Annotated in this window: 16 protein-coding genes; 11 read left to right on the forward strand and 5 right to left on the reverse strand. The window is 61.2% G+C overall.

The window, feature by feature from the left end:
- Positions 1-11: 11 nt before the first annotated feature.
- Together ABH912_RS04230 and ABH912_RS04235 are read left to right on the forward strand one after the other, a co-directional pair.
- Positions 12-1,202, forward strand: a complete 1,191-nt coding sequence (locus ABH912_RS04230) for an NnrS family protein (protein WP_429509708.1) — start codon at positions 12-14, stop codon at positions 1,200-1,202.
- Positions 1,203-1,227: 25 nt separating this feature from the next.
- On the forward strand, positions 1,228-1,668 hold the full coding sequence (locus ABH912_RS04235; RefSeq protein ID WP_429509709.1) for a CopD family copper resistance protein: 441 nt from the start codon (positions 1,228-1,230) through the stop codon (positions 1,666-1,668).
- Positions 1,669-1,743: 75 nt separating this feature from the next.
- Here the strand turns inward: ABH912_RS04235 and ytfE are convergent, their stop codons facing one another.
- Positions 1,744-2,418 carry an iron-sulfur cluster repair protein YtfE gene (ytfE, locus tag ABH912_RS04240; RefSeq protein WP_429509710.1) on the reverse strand — a complete coding sequence of 225 codons (675 nt, stop codon included), beginning with the start codon at positions 2,416-2,418 and terminating at the stop codon, positions 1,744-1,746.
- Between the two features lie 156 nt (positions 2,419-2,574).
- Between ytfE and norR the strand changes: the two genes are divergently transcribed.
- The 7 genes from norR to ubiT all read left to right on the forward strand — a co-directional run bounded on the left by norR (position 2,575) and on the right by ubiT (position 9,315).
- Positions 2,575-4,104, forward strand: a complete 1,530-nt coding sequence (gene norR, locus ABH912_RS04245; protein WP_033059058.1) for a nitric oxide reductase transcriptional regulator NorR — start codon at positions 2,575-2,577, stop codon at positions 4,102-4,104.
- 88 nt (positions 4,105-4,192) lie between these two features.
- A complete protein-coding gene (gene pdxH / locus ABH912_RS04250) occupies positions 4,193-4,840 on the forward strand; it encodes a pyridoxamine 5'-phosphate oxidase (protein ID WP_033059059.1) in 648 nt (215 codons plus the stop codon).
- A 116-nt stretch (positions 4,841-4,956) separates the two neighbouring features.
- A complete protein-coding gene (gene moaB / locus ABH912_RS04255) occupies positions 4,957-5,511 on the forward strand; it encodes a molybdenum cofactor biosynthesis protein B (protein ID WP_046052662.1) in 555 nt (184 codons plus the stop codon).
- A complete protein-coding gene (locus ABH912_RS04260; protein ID WP_429509711.1) occupies positions 5,508-6,743 on the forward strand; it encodes a molybdopterin molybdotransferase MoeA in 1,236 nt (411 codons plus the stop codon). The genes moaB and ABH912_RS04260 overlap by 4 nt, the downstream gene beginning before the upstream one ends.
- A 214-nt stretch (positions 6,744-6,957) precedes the next feature.
- Complete coding sequence (ubiU, locus tag ABH912_RS04265; RefSeq protein ID WP_033059066.1) at positions 6,958-7,953, forward strand: ubiquinone anaerobic biosynthesis protein UbiU; 996 nt, start codon at positions 6,958-6,960, stop codon at positions 7,951-7,953.
- A 10-nt stretch (positions 7,954-7,963) separates the two neighbouring features.
- Complete coding sequence (locus ABH912_RS04270; protein WP_429509712.1) at positions 7,964-8,854, forward strand: U32 family peptidase; 891 nt, start codon at positions 7,964-7,966, stop codon at positions 8,852-8,854.
- Positions 8,848-9,315 (forward strand): ubiquinone anaerobic biosynthesis accessory factor UbiT, encoded by a 468-nt coding sequence (gene ubiT, locus ABH912_RS04275; protein WP_033059069.1) that lies wholly within the window; start codon positions 8,848-8,850, stop codon positions 9,313-9,315. Before ABH912_RS04270 ends, ubiT begins: the two co-directional genes overlap by 7 nt.
- Positions 9,316-10,074: 759 nt before the next feature.
- On the opposite strand, the gene ABH912_RS04280 is transcribed toward ubiT, so the two are convergent.
- The 4 genes from ABH912_RS04280 to ABH912_RS04295 form a co-directional block, all read right to left on the reverse strand.
- A complete protein-coding gene (locus tag ABH912_RS04280; RefSeq protein WP_033059071.1) occupies positions 10,075-10,473 on the reverse strand; it encodes a putative zinc-binding protein in 399 nt (132 codons plus the stop codon).
- A gap of 74 nt (positions 10,474-10,547) precedes the next feature.
- On the reverse strand, positions 10,548-11,222 hold the full coding sequence (locus tag ABH912_RS04285) for a Crp/Fnr family transcriptional regulator (RefSeq protein ID WP_033059073.1): 675 nt from the start codon (positions 11,220-11,222) through the stop codon (positions 10,548-10,550).
- 86 nt (positions 11,223-11,308) lie between these two features.
- Positions 11,309-11,956, reverse strand: a complete 648-nt coding sequence (narL, locus tag ABH912_RS04290; protein WP_033059076.1) for a two-component system response regulator NarL — start codon at positions 11,954-11,956, stop codon at positions 11,309-11,311.
- Positions 11,953-13,755, reverse strand: a complete 1,803-nt coding sequence (locus ABH912_RS04295; protein ID WP_033059078.1) for a HAMP domain-containing protein — start codon at positions 13,753-13,755, stop codon at positions 11,953-11,955. The genes narL and ABH912_RS04295 overlap by 4 nt, the downstream gene beginning before the upstream one ends.
- A 305-nt stretch (positions 13,756-14,060) precedes the next feature.
- On the opposite strand from ABH912_RS04295, the gene ABH912_RS04300 reads away from it, so the two are divergent.
- Together ABH912_RS04300 and ABH912_RS04305 are read left to right on the forward strand one after the other, a co-directional pair.
- Positions 14,061-15,365 (forward strand): MFS transporter, encoded by a 1,305-nt coding sequence (locus tag ABH912_RS04300; RefSeq protein ID WP_033059080.1) that lies wholly within the window; start codon positions 14,061-14,063, stop codon positions 15,363-15,365.
- Complete coding sequence (locus ABH912_RS04305; RefSeq protein ID WP_033059082.1) at positions 15,343-16,740, forward strand: NarK family nitrate/nitrite MFS transporter; 1,398 nt, start codon at positions 15,343-15,345, stop codon at positions 16,738-16,740. The genes ABH912_RS04300 and ABH912_RS04305 overlap by 23 nt, the downstream gene beginning before the upstream one ends.
- Positions 16,741-16,787: the final 47 nt, after the last annotated feature.

A 16,787-nucleotide genomic window follows, 5' to 3' on the forward strand; every position in this document is an offset into this window, starting at 1 on the left:
GGAGTGGCTATATGCAAGTGCTCGACCGCCGTAAAGCGATGGCCATCGCGCCGCTGTTACGTTTGGCCTTTCGGCCATTTTTCCTCGCCGGCTGCCTGTTGGCAGTGCTGGTCATTCCGCTCTGGCTGGCGGCCTTCAGTGGTGCGCTTTCCGGCTGGCAGCCGGCGGGTGGCTGGCTGGGCTGGCATCGACATGAATTGTTGTTCGGGTTCGGCTTGGCGATCATCGCGGGCTTTCTGCTGACGGCAGTGCAGACCTGGACCGGTCGCCCCGGCCTCAGCGGTCGACCCTTGGCCGCGCTGGCATTGCTGTGGTTGTTGGCGCGTGTGGCCTGGCTGGTCAATGCACCGTGGCCGGTGCTTGCGGTGCTGGAATTGGCGTTCCCGCTGGCGGTGGCCGCGCTCATGGGTTTCACCTTGTGGAAGGTGCGGCAGACTCGTAACTACCCGATTGCGGTGGTGCTGCTGTTGTTAGCGGCGGCCGACGGGTTGTCCCTGTACGGCCTGGTCGAAGGTCATGAAGGCTGGCAGCGCCAAGGCGTGCTGACCGGCCTCTGGCTGGTGGCGGCGATGATGGGGCTGATCGGCGGGCGCGTCATTCCGTTCTTCATCCAGCGCGGTCTCGGCAAGGTCGAAGGCGTTACCCCTTGGCCGTGGCTGGATTGGCTGCTGCTGATTGGTTCACCGCTGGTGGCGTTGTTGTACGCCGCCGGACCTGCGCTTGACCCCACTCTTTGGGTCGGGCTGTTGTTCGCCGTGTTGGCCGCCGGGCATCTGGTGCGTCTGGTTCGCTGGCATGATCGCGCTCTCTGGCGCGTGCCGTTGCTGTGGTCGTTGTACCTGGCGTATGCCTGGTTGGCGGTGGCCTGTCTCGCAATGGCGCTGTGGCATTTTGGCGTGCCGATCAACGCGAGTCTGGCGGTGCATTGCCTGACCATCGGCGCCATGGGCGGCCTGGTATTGGCGATGATTGCGCGGGTCAGTCTGGGGCATACCGGCCGCGCGCTGGAGCCGCCGTCGGGCATGACCCTGGCGTTCATTTTGCTCAACCTGGCCTGTCTGAGCCGGGTCGTGTTGATCCTGTTCTTTCCCCTGCCTGCGTTGTGGCTGGCCGGTCTGTGCTGGGCGCTGGCGTTTGCGCTGTACGCCTGGCGCTATGGGCCGATGCTGCTGCGGGCGCGGGTGGATGGCCATCCGGGCTAAGCAAGTCAACTGATGGAGGCTGCCAGTGTTATATCCCTTTTTACTGGTCACCCACTTGCTGGCAGCGATTGCCTTTATCGGCACGCTGTTTTTCGAAGTGGTCATCTGGCACCGCGCCCGCCAGCAGTTGGCAGATGGCGCGCAAACGACCGCAGATCAAGCGATTGCAGTGCGTTCGCGCAAGGTGCTGCATGGCGTGGTGTTGCTGTTGTATGGCGCCGGCATCAGCCTGGCGTGGCAACACCGTGGCGTATTGAGTCAGCCGCTGGCGAGTAGTTTTGGCACGTTGCTGAGCCTGAAAATCGTCCTGGCCTTGAGCATCATCGGCCATTACTTTTTGCTGGCGTACTGGCTGAAAAGCGCACGACTGACCACGACCCGCGCCAGCTGGATTCGCCGCAGCATCCTCGGGCACATGGTGTTGATCGTGATCCTGGCCAAGGCGATGTTCTATTGGCACGGTTGATCGCTCGCCTTCCCTGACAGACAAAACCCGCGTCAACCGGTGGGCTGGCGCGGGTCGGGTGTGAGCGGCAATCGATCAATGACGACAGTTCAAGGCATTAACAAACAACACGTTGTTCTCCAGATGGATGTGTTGCATCAGGTCATCACGAAACTCCACCAGCCCACGATAAAGGGCCCGCCAGGTGTTACAGGCATCGGGCGGCGGGGTGATGTTGTTGGTCAGCGCGAGCAGCTTTTCGAGGGCTTCGCCATGTTGATCATGTTCAAAGCGCAGCACCTGGATCGGAGGGGCGGCCTGAGGGCCGATGCCCTGTTGCAGCATCGGGAAGAGCACTTGTTCTTCCTTGAGCATGTGGCCTTCGAGTTCTTGTTGCATGTCGGTCAGCAGATCGGCCAGGCCGTTGGGGCAGCTGCTGCGCGCACCGTGGACCTGCTCGACGCGACGGGCCAGGCGAATCAGTTCCGGCAGTTGCTCGCGATGGCGGGCGTGGTAGCGCGCCAGAAGGTAGGCGATCAACAGCTCCGACGGTTCGTTGCGCCAGTCGTGTTGGGTTTCGCCGGTGTCTTGCAGCCGGTGCAGCGCGTCGGCAATCAAGGCCGGGTCGAGGTCTTTGCCAGCGGCCGCTTCGCGCAGGCTTTTATGCCCGCCACAACAGAAGTCCAGTTTGAAGGTGTGAAAAATCCGCGTGGCGCCGGGAATGTCGCAGGCCAGTTGGCCGAGGCTTTGTTCCAGTAGGTTCAGGCTCATCAGGAGGTTCCTTGTTTGGATTTCAACGGTTCCCCAAACTCATTGCACCCGGCATGCCATATCTAACGTATTGAAAAATAGGGCTTTATTTTTAGTTGTGGTGATAGACACCCGGACGCATTAGGGTGAATCCAACCATAGAGGGTAATAACTACCATGCTGCGTGAAAGCCTGGCGGCCGACCTGATTGTCGAGTTGCCCAATGCTGTGCGGTTGCAACGACTGGTCCAGACCCTGCGCGAGTACTTCAACAGTGGCGCCGTGGGATTACTGCGTCTGGATGACGACAGTTTGAGACCGGTCGCGACGGTGGGGCTGGTGCATGAAGCGTTGGGCCGCCGGTTTGTCATCGCCCAGCATCCGCGGCTGGCGGCGATCATGGCGTCGCGCGAACCCACCTGGTTCGAGCCCGACAGTCGCTTGCCGGACCCTTATGACGGCTTGCTCGACGACCATGTCGGCGAACCACTGCCGGTGCATGACTGCATGGGCGTGAGCCTGTATGTGGAGGGGCGGATCTGGGGCGCGATTACCCTCGATGCGCTGCACGCCGGGACCTTCGACAGCCGTGCGCGGGAAGAACTCAAGCGCTGCACCTTGCAGATCGAAGCCGCCGTGCGAGTCACCCGGCTCGAGCAGGAAAACCGCAGCCTGCGCTTGTCCCGCAGCGATATTCAAGATGTGCGGCGGCCGGCTGATGAAGGCGAAATCCTCGGGCAGAGTGAAGTGCTGCATCAGTTGCTTAATGAATTGGACGTACTGGCCGATTCCGAGCTGCCGGTGTTGCTGCTGGGCGAGACCGGCGTCGGCAAAGAGCTGTTCGCAAGGCGCTTGCATCGTCTGTCGCGCCGCAGTCATAAGCCGCTGGTGCAGGTCAACTGCGCCGCCTTGCCGGAGTCTCTGGCAGAGAGTGAATTGTTCGGCCACGTCAAAGGCGCGTTTTCCGGCGCCACCAGTGACCGTGCCGGACGTTTCGATGCGGCCAACGGTGGCACGCTGTTTCTCGACGAAGTCGGCGAATTGCCATTGGCCGTGCAAGCGAAGCTGCTGCGCACTCTGCAGAACGGCGAGATCCAGCGTCTCGGTGCCGACAAGCCGTTGCATGTCAATGTGCGAATCATCGCCGCGACCAACCGGCACTTGCCGGACAGCATCCGCGACGGCTTGTTTCGGGCCGATCTGTATCACCGGCTCTCGGTGTACCCGGTGCCGATTCCGCCGCTGCGCGAGCGGGGCAACGATGTGTTGATGCTGGCCGGGCATTTCCTTGAGCTCAATCGGGCGCGGCTTGGCTTGCGCGGCTTGCGTCTGTCGCCAGCGGCCGAGCGGGCGCTGCTGGCTTACAGCTGGCCGGGCAACGTGCGCGAGCTGGAGCATGTGATCAGCCGCGCCGCGTTGAAGCAGCTCAGTCGCGGCACCAGTCGCACCCTGATCATGACGCTGGAACCCGAGATTCTGGACCTCGACAGTGCCATGGGCGGGCAGGGCGCGGTCGTCGAAAGTCCCCTGGACGTGACGGCGGATGAGCCGTTCCAGCCCCTGAGTGAAGCGGTCGACGATTACCAGCGCAAGAAAATCCTCCAGGCCTTGAGCCTGTCCGGGGAGAACTGGGCCAGCGCCGCGCGGATTCTGGAAGTCGATCCCAGCAACCTGCACAAACTGGCTCGGCGTCTGCGCCTTAAATAAGGTTGGGCGTGCTTAGTGTTGATGGGGGTCAAGGTGGTGTTGCGCCGTGCATTGCACACTGGGCGGAACCTTCCTGGAGATCACTGTCATGCCCCTTTCCCTGGCACAGATGCGCCGTAACTACACCCTTTTTGGCCTGCAAGACGAGTCGGCGCTGGACGACCCGATGGCCATGTTCCGGCAATGGATGCAACTGGCCCGCGACACCGAGCGCGTGCCTGTCGAAGCCAACAGCATGGTGTTGGCGACGGTCGACAGTGAAGGGCGCCCGCACTGTCGGGTCTTGCTGCTCAAGGGCTTGAGCGATGAAGGCTTCACCTTTTTCGGCAATTACCAGAGTGACAAAGGCCAGCAACTGGCCGCTAACCCGCATGCCGCCATGACCTTTTTCTGGCCGAGCCTGGAGCGCCAGGTGCGTATCGAAGGCCAGGTCTCCAGGCTCGACCCGACGCTGTCGGATGCGTACTTCGATTCCCGCTCACAGGACAGTCGCCTGGGCGCCTGGGCTTCACCGCAAAGCCGGCCCTTGGCCAATCGGGCCGAGCTTGAATCGCTGTTGCTACAAACCACCCAACGTTTTGCCGGCAAGACTGTGCCGCGGCCCGAGCATTGGGGCGGCTACTGCCTGCACCCTGAACGTCTGGAGTTCTGGCAGGGGCGCGCCGACCGCTTGCATGACCGTCTCGATTACCGGTTGCGCGATGGCGCCTGGCAACGAAACCGCCTGGCACCTTGAGCCCCATTATCAAACTAGCGCAGAACCTGTGGAGGTACCTCCTTGGAGGAATAGGCTCACCAGGGATTCCGGTTCACGCTTTGTCCCATACCCCTCATTTACGGGAAGGCTTGGATATGGCCCATCTGGCGCAACGCACGTTTGAACCCCTGAACATTGCCGTGCTGACCATCAGCGATACGCGCACCTTTGACACCGATACCTCGGGGCAGACCCTGACGGATTTGCTGCAAACGGCCGGGCATGTATTGATCGACCGTGATCTGGTCAAGGACGACATTTATCAGATCCGCGCCAAGGTCTCTCACTGGATCGCCGACCCTCAGGTTCAAGTGATACTGATGACCGGCGGCACCGGTTTCACCGCCCGCGACAACACTCCGCAAGCGGTGCTGCCGTTGCTGGACAAACACGTGGAAGGCTTCGGTGAACTGTTCCGTCAGGTGTCCCTGGCGGAGATCGGCATGTCGAGTCTGCAATCCCGCGCATTGGCCGGGATGAGCAACGGCGTGTTGGTGTGCTGCGTGCCGGGTTCGCCGGGCGCGTGTCGAACCGCCTGGAACCAGATCCTGCTCGAACAATTGGACAGCCGCACCGGCCCGTGCAATTTCGCCCCGCATTTGAAACCGCAAGCGCAACGGGTCATCGACGCCTGCGAGACACGTTCATGACCGGCCGGGTGTGTGACCTTGGCCACCTGATGCCGGTGGACGAGGCCATCAGCCGTCTGCTGGATCAGGCACCGCCGCCGCCCCTGGCGCAAAAGATCGGACTGGATCAAGCCTTGGGGCGGGTGTTGGCGGCGGACATACATTCCCCCGTCAACCTGCCGGCCTGGGACAACAGTGCCATGGACGGTTACGCCCTCAGGGCAGCTGACCTGCCACCGGACGGAGGCTGCTTGTTGATTGGCGGACGAATTGCGGCGGGGGATCCGGCGTGCTCGCCCTTGCTCGCGCAGCAGGCAGTACAGATTTTTACCGGCGCGCCATTGCCGCCGGGAGCCGACACCGTGGTGCCGCAGGAGCGCTGCCGGATCGACGGCGAGCGTGTCTGGTTTCCACCCGTAAGCGCTGGCGATCACGTGCGCAAGGAAGGCGAGGAGGTTCGCCGGGGAGACCTGTTACTCCAGGCCGGTAAACGCCTGCGTGCGCAGGAAGTGGGGTTGCTGGCCGGCGCTGGCATCGCGCAGGTCAAGGTTTATCGACCGTTGCAGGTGTGCTTGCTCAGCAGTGGCAATGAACTGCGTGAGCCGGGCGATTCATTGGCGCCCGGACAGATTTACAACAGCAATCGCTACTGCCTCGCGGCGTTGTTGAGTGGCTGGGGCGTCGAGGTGCATGACTATGGCGTCATGGCCGATGAGTTGGCGGCCAGCCGGCATGCCTTGAGCCTGGCGTCCTCGGAATGCGACCTGTTGTTGAGTTCCGGTGGCGTCTCGGTGGGCGAGGAAGATCACCTCAAGCAGGCCATCGAGGAACTGGGCAGCCTGGATTTCTGGCGGTTGGCCATTCAGCCGGGTAAACCGCTGGCCTTCGGCGAAGTGGCCGGAAAACCCTGGATCGGCATGCCGGGCAATCCTTCGGCGGCGCTGATTACCGCGTTGGTGGTGGTGCGTCCGTTTCTGCTCAGGGCGCAGGGTGTCAAAGACGTGTTGCCGGTGCCATTGGCCGTGTCCGCCGGGTTCGACTGGTTGCAACGCAACAAACGTCGGCAGTACTTGCGGGCAAGACTCACTCCTGACGCTAACGGCCAGATGAGCGTGGAGCTGCACCCTCAGCAAAGCTCGGCGATGTTGACCGCCGCGTGTTGGGCCGACGGGCTGGCGGTGATCGAGTGCGAGCAGCAAGTGCTCAAGCACGACAACGTGATGTTCCTGTCCTTCGCCGACCTGATGCATTGATGGCAATTGATTGCCGTCAAGGCCGCGCCTGCCGGTCTCGTTAGACTCTGTGGCGAGGGAGCTTGCTCCCGCTGGGTCGCGAAGCGGCCCTGTTATTCAGGCCTGCTGCGCAGTCCAGCGTCGGAACGCCGCCCGGAGCAAGCTCGCTCGCCACAAGTGCATTCCAACCATGACTGATTAGGCCCCGGACTGCGTTTTTCCATGAGGATTACCCATGCAACTGGTCTGCCCGGCAGGGAACCTGCCTGCGCTGAAAGCGGCGGTGCGCGAAGGCGCCGATGCCGTTTATGTCGGTTTTCGCGATGACACCAATGCCCGGCATTTCGCGGGGCTGAACATGGACGACAAACAGTTCGACGCGGCGGTCGCCCACATCCGCCAGCATCAACGCAAACTCTATGTCGCGGTCAACACGTACCCACAACCCAAGGGCTGGGAACGTTGGCAGCGGGCGGTCGATCGTGCCGCCGATTTCGGCGTGGATGCGCTGATCGCCGCCGACCCCGGGGTGCTCAACTACGCCAGCCAGCGCCATCCGCAACTGGCGTTGCACTTGTCGGTCCAGGGCTCAGCGACCCACGCTGCAGCGCTGGAATTTTATGCGCAGCGTTACGGGATTCGGCGCGCGGTGCTGCCACGTGTGTTGTCGTTGGCGCAAGTGCGCCAGGTCGCTGCGAGCAGCCCGGTGCCCATCGAGGTCTTTGGCTTTGGCAGCTTGTGCATCATGGCCGAAGGGCGCTGCCATCTGTCTTCCTACATTACTGGCGAGTCGCCGAACCTGTGCGGTGTCTGTTCGCCGGCCAAAGCGGTGCGCTGGAGCGACGACGCCGACGGCTTGAGCGCACGGCTCAGTGAAGTGCTGATCGACCGTTACACCCCTGACGAACCCGCCGGTTACCCAACCCTGTGCAAGGGCCGCTTCCTGGTCGGCGGCAAACGCTTTCATGCGCTGGAAGAACCCACCAGCCTCGACACCCTGGACTTGCTGCCGGAATTGACGGCCATCGGCGTCGAAGCGGTAAAAATCGAAGGCCGGCAACGCAGTCCGGCCTATGTCGAACAAGTCACCCGCGTCTGGCGCGCGGCACTGGATGCCCATCGCGGTTCGCCGGGCAGTTTTCGGGTCAAGGAGGAATGGCGCCGGGTGCTGGCCGGTTTGTCCGAAGGCAGCCAGACCACCCTGGGTGCTTACCATCGATCATGGCAATGAGGGAGGCCACATGAAGCTCAGTCTTGGACCGGTCCTGTTTTATTGGGACAAAGAGCAACTCAGCAACTTTTACGCCGAGATGTCGGCCTTGCCCCTGGATGTGATTTATCTGGGGGAAACCGTGTGTTCGAAACGCCGGTCTTTTTCACTGGATCAATGGCTGGGATTGGGGCGCGAGTTGCAGGAGTGCAGCCAGGCACAGTTGGTGATCTCCAGCCTGACGCTGATCGAAGCGGCCTCCGAGCTCTCCAGCCTGCGAAGGCTCTGCGACAACGGCCAATTGCTGGTGGAGGCCAACGACATGGGCGCGGTGCAGTTTCTGGCCGAGCGCAAGTTGCCGTTCGTGGGCGGCCCGGCGCTGAATTTGTACAACGGTCACACGCTGGCACAACTGCTGGACTGCGGGATGACCCGTTGGGTGCCGCCGGTGGAATGTTCGGCGGCGCTGATTGGCGATGTGCTCGATCAAGTGCGCGGACTGGGCCGTGAGGTGCCGGAAGTCGAGATCTTTGCCTATGGGCATTTGCCGTTGGCCTATTCCGCACGCTGCTTCACGGCCCGGGCGGAAAACCTGCCCAAGGACGACTGCCGGTTTTGCTGCCTCAACTACCCCGATGGCCTGCCGTTGACCAGTCAGGAAGGGCAGGCGCTGTTCACCATCAACGGTATTCAGACAATGTCGGCGGAGGTGACCAATCTGCTGGCGGATTACACTGGGCTGGTGGCCTGCGGTGCCGATTTGTTGCGCCTGAGCCCTCGTGCTCAGGGCATGGCCGAGGTCATTGCCGCCTATCAACGGGTTCGTTTGGGCGAGACGCCGCCGCTGTTCGTCGACGGTTGCAACGGTTACTGGCATGGTCAGGCCGGCATGTTGCGCGTCGAGGAGGTCGGCCTGTGTTGAATCGTAAAAAGTGGTTGTTGAAAGGTGCCGACCGGTTATTGCCGTTGGTGCGCCGGGTGCCCTTTGCGGTGCAGCGCCTGGCGTTGCAGCAGGCGCTCAATCGCTGCCTCGCCGAGCCGTTACGCGATGGTGAATTTGAAGTGTTGCGTGGGCGTTGGTTGTGCTTGCGGATTCCAGATCTGGGGTTGTCCTGGTATTTGACGCTGACCCGTCAAGGGTTGCGAATAGCTGAACATGCCACGGCGCATGTGACTATTAGCGGTAACTGGCGAGAGTTTTTATTGCTGGCGAGCCGTCAGGAAGATCCGGATACGTTGTTCTTTCGCCGGCGTTTGGTGATTGAGGGTGATACGGAGTTGGGGTTGGCGTTGAAGAACCTGATCGACAGTCTTGATCCTGATGTGTTGCCTGTGTGGCTGTGGCGCAATCTGGAGCGGGCAGGGAAGGGGTTGGCGGCCTGATAGCCGACCTGTGTTTTTGGTTGGGGTACATATCCGTTGCTGCGGTAACGGCTGCTATTGGTTCCGCCCTTACGGCGGGTCACTTGGAAAAGCGCCAAGTAACCAAACGCTTTTGCCCCTGACGTACGGTGCCTCGCTTCGGCTCGGCATGCCCTCGCTCCGGTCCTGCTCCGTGGGCCCGCCGCCATCGGCCATCCATGGCCGGGGGCGGCTACCGCGGCATCCTTGCCGCGGTGCCCACTGCGCAGAACCTGCGCTCGGCCTTCCGACGGGGCAGATCAAGATCAAAATCAAAAGCGAGGCGGCCTACACCAATCCCATGCTCGGTGAAAATCAAAATGTGGGAGCGAGCAAGCTCGCTCCCACAGGGGAATGCGTACGCTTGAAGAGGCAGGCCGGCCGGTAGGCCGCCTCGCGCTGCTTTTGCGGTGTTCGCCCCCTCGAGAGGCCGAGTGGAGGTTCTGCGCAGTGGGCAACCCTGCATGGATGCCGGGTTAGCCGCCCCCGGCCATGGATGGCCGATGGCGGCGGGCCCACGGAGCAGGACCGGAGCGAGGGCATGGCGAGCCTAGGCGAGCCACCGAACGACAGGGGCAAGAGCCCTTGGTTACTTGGGGCTTTTCCAAGTGACTCGCTGTAAAAGCGAAACCAATAGAAGCCGTTACCGCAGCAACGGATATGTACACCACCCTCAAAAACCTCATCGCCTGACACTACGCCATCGCGGGCAAGCCCGCTCCCACAGGGTTTTTGTGTTCTTCAGGCCATCGTTTCCTGCCGGCTTTCATGCTGCCGGGCATCACTGCTAATCAACTCTTTGATCTGTTCAAACAACTCATCACTCTCTGCTGGCGTGCAGTCCTCGCCATAACGCTTACGCAACCCATAATGGCTAAGAATCAAATGCACATCCGCATGCAGACCATGCTGCTTCAGGCAGTTTTCAACGCATTGCAACGGGCAACCATCCAGCGCAAAAATCCGCCGTCCCGAGCTCGCCTTGTTGACCAACGCCGCCACATGCCCGCCAACCCCAACGATGCAGGACATTTCAGCCAGGCCGCTGCGATCAAGCCGCACGGCCAGGGTATTGGCCAGTTGGGCGACGTTGGAGCAGCCTGAGCAGGAGTAAATCAGGGGCAAGGTTGAACGAGACATGAGCGTTCTCCATGGATGGACTTCTTCAGTGTGCAAGGCCGGTGGCTTTGCGCATTGACTGCGGTCAATTCCGTCTATTGGAAAGCCGCGAGATCCTCTTCGGCGAGGATGCTGATGTTGCGACGTTCCATCGCGATCAGGCCGCTGTCCACCAGGCGGTGCAAGATCCGCGAAAACGTTTCCGGCTGAATACCCAGCTTCGAGGCCACCAGGCGTTTGGACACCTGCAAGACAATCAAGCCGCTGACCGGGTTGCGTTCCTGGAACAGGAAATTGATCACCCGACGGCTCGCGCTGGCCATGGTCAAGGTGTCGATGTCGCGCAGACGCAGGTGCAGGTGCACGCTCATGCTCGCCAGGATCGCCAGGCAGACTTTCGGCTGGTCTTCCAGGGCGTTGCGGTAATGGCTGCCCTCGATACTCACCAGCACGCTGTCCTTCAGCGCCGTGGCGCTCACCGGGTAGAGACGGGCCTGGCTGAACAGCAACGCTTCGGCAAAGGTCTGGCCGGGCTGAATGATCTCCACCAGGTTCTCCTGGCCTTCACCGGTAAGCCGATACAACTTGATCTGACCGCTGACTAGCAGGAAAAAACGCTTGGCCGGGTCCCCTTGATGCATGAGTGTGCTGTGACAGGCCAGGCGTTTGAGCATGGCCAGGCCGCAGACTTCCTCGAAGATTTTCTCCGGCAGTTGGCTGAACAGATGATGACGACGCAACGTTAAAACGATGGAAGGGTGGGTCAGCATGGCGTACCTCCGCTGACGCTCATAGTAGAGAGCAAGAGGCGAATGACCTATGCCTCTGCCGGCCTACCTCCAAGGAGGGATGCCCGTCAGCCCGCATTGCGCAGGTGCTCCATGGCCCACACCGCCGCCTCGACCCGCGAGCGCAAGCCGAGTTTGTGCAGCAGGTTTTTCACGTGAACCTTGACCGTGCCTTCGGTGATGCCCAGCTTGTGCCCGATGACTTTGTTGCTGAAGCCGCTAGCGATGGTTTTCAGCACCTGGCGTTCACGCTCGGTCAGTTCCACCACGGTCTGACGCTGCGGTGAGCGCAGTGCCTGGGCCATGACTTGGGTCAGCCCCGGGCTGATCACCAATTCGCCGTTCAAGGCATTGCGGATGTACTGAATCAACAGTTCGGGCTCCATGTCCTTGAGCAGGTAGCCGTCGGCATCCAGACGCAGTGCGTCGCGAATATCGTCTTCGGCGTCCGAGACCGTGAACAGCAGCACCTTGCCGGTGTAGTGCATCGCCCGTAATTGGCGCAGGGTTTCAATGCCATTCATCTGCGGCATGTTGTTATCGAGCAGCACCAGATCCGGTTTCAGCGGTTCGATCAGAACGAGGGCTTCTTCACCGTTGTTGGCTTCGCCGACGATCAGGAAATCATCTTCGAGTTCGAGCATCTGGCGGATGCCGTGACGCATCATCGGATGGTCGTCGACCAGCAGGATGGTGTGTTGCAGGGACGGGTTCATGTGACGCTACCTTCTGTTTGCTGCCCGAGAAACTCCGGTTGGAATTCCAGCTGGACGCGGGTGCCTTGCGGCTCCCTGGAGACTATTTCGAGTTGACCGCGCAAGCTGCGGGCCCGCTCATCCATGATTTTCAGGCCGTGGTGTTCGCGTTGGTCGACGTTGCCGCTGAAGCCACGCCCGTCGTCTTCGACGATGAGCCGAACGGTTTCACCGTCCTGACGCAGTTGCAGCCAGGCGTTCTGCGCATGGGCGTGGCGCAGGCAGTTGGAGAGCGCTTCGCGGGTGATCTGCAGAATGTGGATTTGCTCGCTGGCCGATAACTGAAAGGCCAGCGCGTCGACGTGCAGGTGCACCTGGAATTCGCCGCGCCGGGAGAACTCCTCGGCGGTGTCCTTGAGTTCCTGCACCAGCCCCGCATCGTGAATCTGCAAGCGAAAGGTGGTCAGCAGCTCGCGTAGCTGGCGGTAGGCATTGTTCAGCCCTTCGCGCAGTTCGGCAGTGACGTTTTCCAGGGTTTCGACCGGTTCGCCACGGCGCATCAGGGTCTGCAGGCGGCTGACTTGCAGCTTCATATAGGACAGGGCCTGGGCCAGTGAGTCGTGCAGTTCGCGGGCGATGATCGTGCGCTCGTCGAGCAGCAGCAGGCGATGATCCTGCTCCCGTTGACGCTTGAGCGAGAGCGAGGTGCCAATCAGGTTGGCCAAGGCTTGGATCAATTGGGTTTCCCAGGCTTGGGTTGGGTGTCCGTCGACAAAGTGCGCCTTGAGCTCACCCAGTTCACTGCCCTGATTGCTGATGCTGAAGGTTTGCGGGCTGGCTTTATGGTGCTTCTGACACGTGGCGCAATCGCTGCTGGCGCACACTTCGCGGATGTTCGCGCCGTGGAGGGCGAGCAACTGCTGGGCCGGTGCCTGCATTTGTCCTTGCAGGCACAGCGACAGGCGCAAGCCGGGCAGGCGTTGCTGGAAGCGCCGGATCAACTCATCCAGGCCTTCGGCATTGGCTAGGCGCGTGGCCAGGCTTCGACTGCTTTGATACAGCAACTCGAGAGCAGCGTTGGCTTGTTGCAGGTTCAGGGTTTTTTGCTGGACCTGACTCTCAAGGGTGCGATGGGAGTCTTCAATCGTCTCGGCCATGGCGTTGAAACTCGTGGCCAACTGGCCCAGTTCGTCCTGGGACTGATGATTGACCCGCACCTTGAAATCGCCGCGACGAAAGCGCTGGGTCGCATCCACCAACTCTTTCAAGGGCATGACGACCCCGTACTGCAATTCGTAGAGCCCCAGCAGCAGGATAATCATAGTGGTGAACAAGGCCAGGCCCTGGATCGCCTGTTGCCAGCCTTGCTTCTGTTCGCTTTGGCGCTGCAACAGGTTGACGAACTGGTTCAGCTGTTCAATGAAGGGCAGGGCCTGGACCTGAAAGTAGGCGGCATCGCCGCGCTCCAGTGCCGGGCGCAAATCCTCGTTCCATTGCTGCTGGATTTGCCCGTAGCTGATTTGCAGGGCGGCGGTCGGGCCATCTTCCAGCACCGCCTTGAGTGACTGGCTGTTGAGGCGGGTTTGCAGGCTGTCGCTGATGGCGATGATTTCTTCGCCGGTTGCACCCGCGGCCAGTTTCCAGCTCAGGTGGTAAGTCTCCATGCGCACCGAGCCTGCGGTGTTGATGGCGGCCGCATCGCCCTGGCTGAACCAGGCGATCAGTCCGGCACTCAGCGAACTGGCGAGGGCGAGCACGGCGATCAGAATCACCGCCAGCCCGGCGCGAGCGGGCAGGGAGCTGCGCAACCAGCGGATCATCAGCGCAGGTCCCGGAAGAATTCAGGAAAACAGAGCACGTGGAGCTCCAGGAAGGGGTTTTGCCGCCGATCCCGGGCGCGCTACCTCTAAAGAGTTGTCGACTGATCCTTGTCAGCAAAAAACTTGGCAGAAAACCTTAAGACGCTGATAAACAAACGGTTTTAGGGTTTCCCTGTACTACCTCCTTAGAGGTAGACCGCGCAAGCATAGGCCTATGCCCCCATGGGCTTCGTTGACATGGATCAAGTTTTTGAAGGGTTCGTCTCTCTAGTCTGCCGCCATGGCTAATTGATTGGAGAGCATTTGTGAACCCACCGCGTGTACGACAAGGCTTGGTGTTGGGCATGAGCACGCTGGCCTTCACCGTGTGTTTCATGGTCTGGATGATGTTTGCCGTGCTCGGTGTACCGATCAAGGACCTTCTCCAGCTCAATGAAACCCAGTTCGGCCTGCTGGCCGCGACCCCGGTCCTGACCGGCTCGCTGGTGCGGTTGCCGCTGGGCCTGCTGACCGACCGCTTTGGCGGGCGCAGCGTGTTCTTCCTGCTGATGCTGGCCTGCGTCACGCCGCTTTACCTGATCAGTCACGCCACCGCCTACTGGCAGTTCCTGGTACTGGGCTTGTTCGTCGGCCTGGCCGGCGGCTCGTTTTCGGTCGGGATCGCCTACGTCGCCAAATGGTTCGACAAAGAGAATCAGGGCTTCGCGATGGGCATCTTCGGCGCCGGTAACGCCGGGGCCGCGGTGACCAAGTTTCTCGCCCCGGCGTTGATTGCTGCCGGCAGCTGGCAGCTGGTGCCGAAAGTCTTCAGCGCAATCCTCTTTATTACTGCGCTGTTGTTCTGGTTCCTCAGCGCTGAAAACAAGAACCATCGCAGTGCCACCGGCGCCACGTTGCGTGAGCAACTCAGCTCGCTGAAGGACCCGGCGGTGTGGCGCTACTGCCAGTACTACTCGATCGTCTTCGGTGGTTATGTCGCCCTCGCGCTGTGGATGACCAAATACTACGTGCAGGAATACGGTTTCAGCCTGCAAAGCGCGGCGCTGCTGGCGGCCTGTTTCTCCCTGCCCGGTGGCGTGCTGCGTGCGGTCGGTGGCTGGATGTCGGATCGCTGGGGTGCGCAAAGCGTGACCTGGTGGGTGTTGTGGGTCAGCTGGATCTGCCTGTTCCTGCTCTCGTATCCCCAGACCCAACTGCAAGTGCAAACGATCAATGGCCCGGTGGATTTCCACATTGGCCTCAATCCCGCGCTGTTCACCGTGCTGCTGTTCGTTATGGGCATCGCCTTCGCGTTCGGCAAGGCCTCGGTCTTCAAGTACATCGCCAACGACTACCCGAAAAACATGGGTGCGGTGTCCGGCATCGTCGGCCTCGCCGGTGGCCTGGGCGGTTTCGTGTTGCCGATCCTGTTCGGCGCCCTGGTGGACCTCACCGGCGTGCGCTCTTCCTGCTTCATGTTGATGTACGGCGTGGTCTGGGTCTCCCTCACCTGGATGTACTTCAGCGAAATACGCAAAAGCCCGGTGCTGGGTAAAGCGCCGCTGCTGACCCCAATCCCGATTTCCAGCATTGCCCTAGGAGAAGAACATGTCCGTTCTGCAAAAGCCTGACAAAGGCCCGGTCATTCATGACTGGCGCCCCGAGGACCCAGCATTCTGGGGACGTAGCGGCAAACAGACCGCCACGCGCAACTTGTGGATTTCCATTCCTGCGCTGCTGCTGGCCTTTGCGGTGTGGATGGTCTGGAGCACGGTGATCGTGCGCTTGAACGCCATCGGTTTCAGCTTCACCACCGACCAGCTGTTCTGGCTGGCGGCGTTGCCGGGGCTGTCCGGGGCAACCTTGCGCGTCTTCTATTCCTTCATGGTGCCGATCTTCGGTGGCCGTCGCTGGACGGCCCTGAGCACCGCGTCGCTGTTGTTGCCCTCGATCTGGATGGGCTTCGCCGTGCAGGACCCGAGCACCTCCTACAGCGTGTTCGTGTTGATTGCCTTGCTCTGCGGTTTTGGTGGCGGCAACTTCGCCTCGAGCATGTCCAACATCAGCTTCTTCTATCCCAAGTCGCAGCAGGGCACAGCCCTTGGCCTCAACGCCGGGCTGGGTAACCTGGGCGTCTCGGTGATGCAGTTCTGTGTGCCGCTGGTGATTACCTTCGGTGTGTTCGGCTTCATGGGCGGCTCGCCGCAAGCACTGCCGGACGGCGGCCAGTTGTGGTTGCAGAACGCCGGCTTCATCTGGGTGCCTTTTATTGTCCTGGTGACGGTGCTCGCCTGGTTCGGCATGAATGACCTGTCCAGTGCCCGCGCTTCTTTCAGCGAGCAGGCCGTCATCTTCAAACGCAAACACAACTGGCTGATGTGCTGGTTGTACCTGGCGACCTTCGGTTCGTTCATCGGTTTCTCCGCCGCGTTTCCGCTGCTGATCAAAACCTCGTTCCCTGATGTCATCGCGTTGAAATTCGCCTTCCTCGGCCCATTGGTTGGCGCGCTGGTACGCCCATTGGGCGGCTGGCTGGCGGACAAGCTCGGCGGCGCGAAAGTGACCTTGTGGAACTTCGTGCTGATGATCGTGATGGTCTTCGGGGTGCTGCACTTTCTGCCGCAGAACGGTACCGGCGGCAACTTCTACGGCTTCCTCGGCATGTTCATGTTGCTGTTCATCACTACTGGTGTGGGCAACGGCTCCACCTTCCGCATGATCCCGGTGATCTTCCGCACCCAGCACGAAAAAGCCTCGGCCGGCAAACCACCCGCCGTGCGCGAACAAGCGCTGAAGAATGCCGGCAAAGAGTCCGCCGCGGTCCTGGGCTTCAGCTCGGCCATGGGCGCCTTCGGTGCGTTCTTCATTCCCAAATCCTTCGGCACTTCGATGGCCCAGACCGGCGGCCCGGAGATGGCCTTCTACATGTTCGTCGGCTTTTACCTGAGCTGCATCGTCGTGACGTGGTGGTGGTACGCGCGCAAAGGCGCCGCGACACCCTGCTAATCGAGCCGAATCCAACCATTGCGTGGGCGGGGCACAGACTCCGCGAC

The sequence above is a fragment of the Pseudomonas sp. BT76 TE3572 genome (assembly GCF_050435365.1).
Lineage (GTDB): Bacteria > Pseudomonadota > Gammaproteobacteria > Pseudomonadales > Pseudomonadaceae > Aquipseudomonas > Aquipseudomonas fluorescens_W.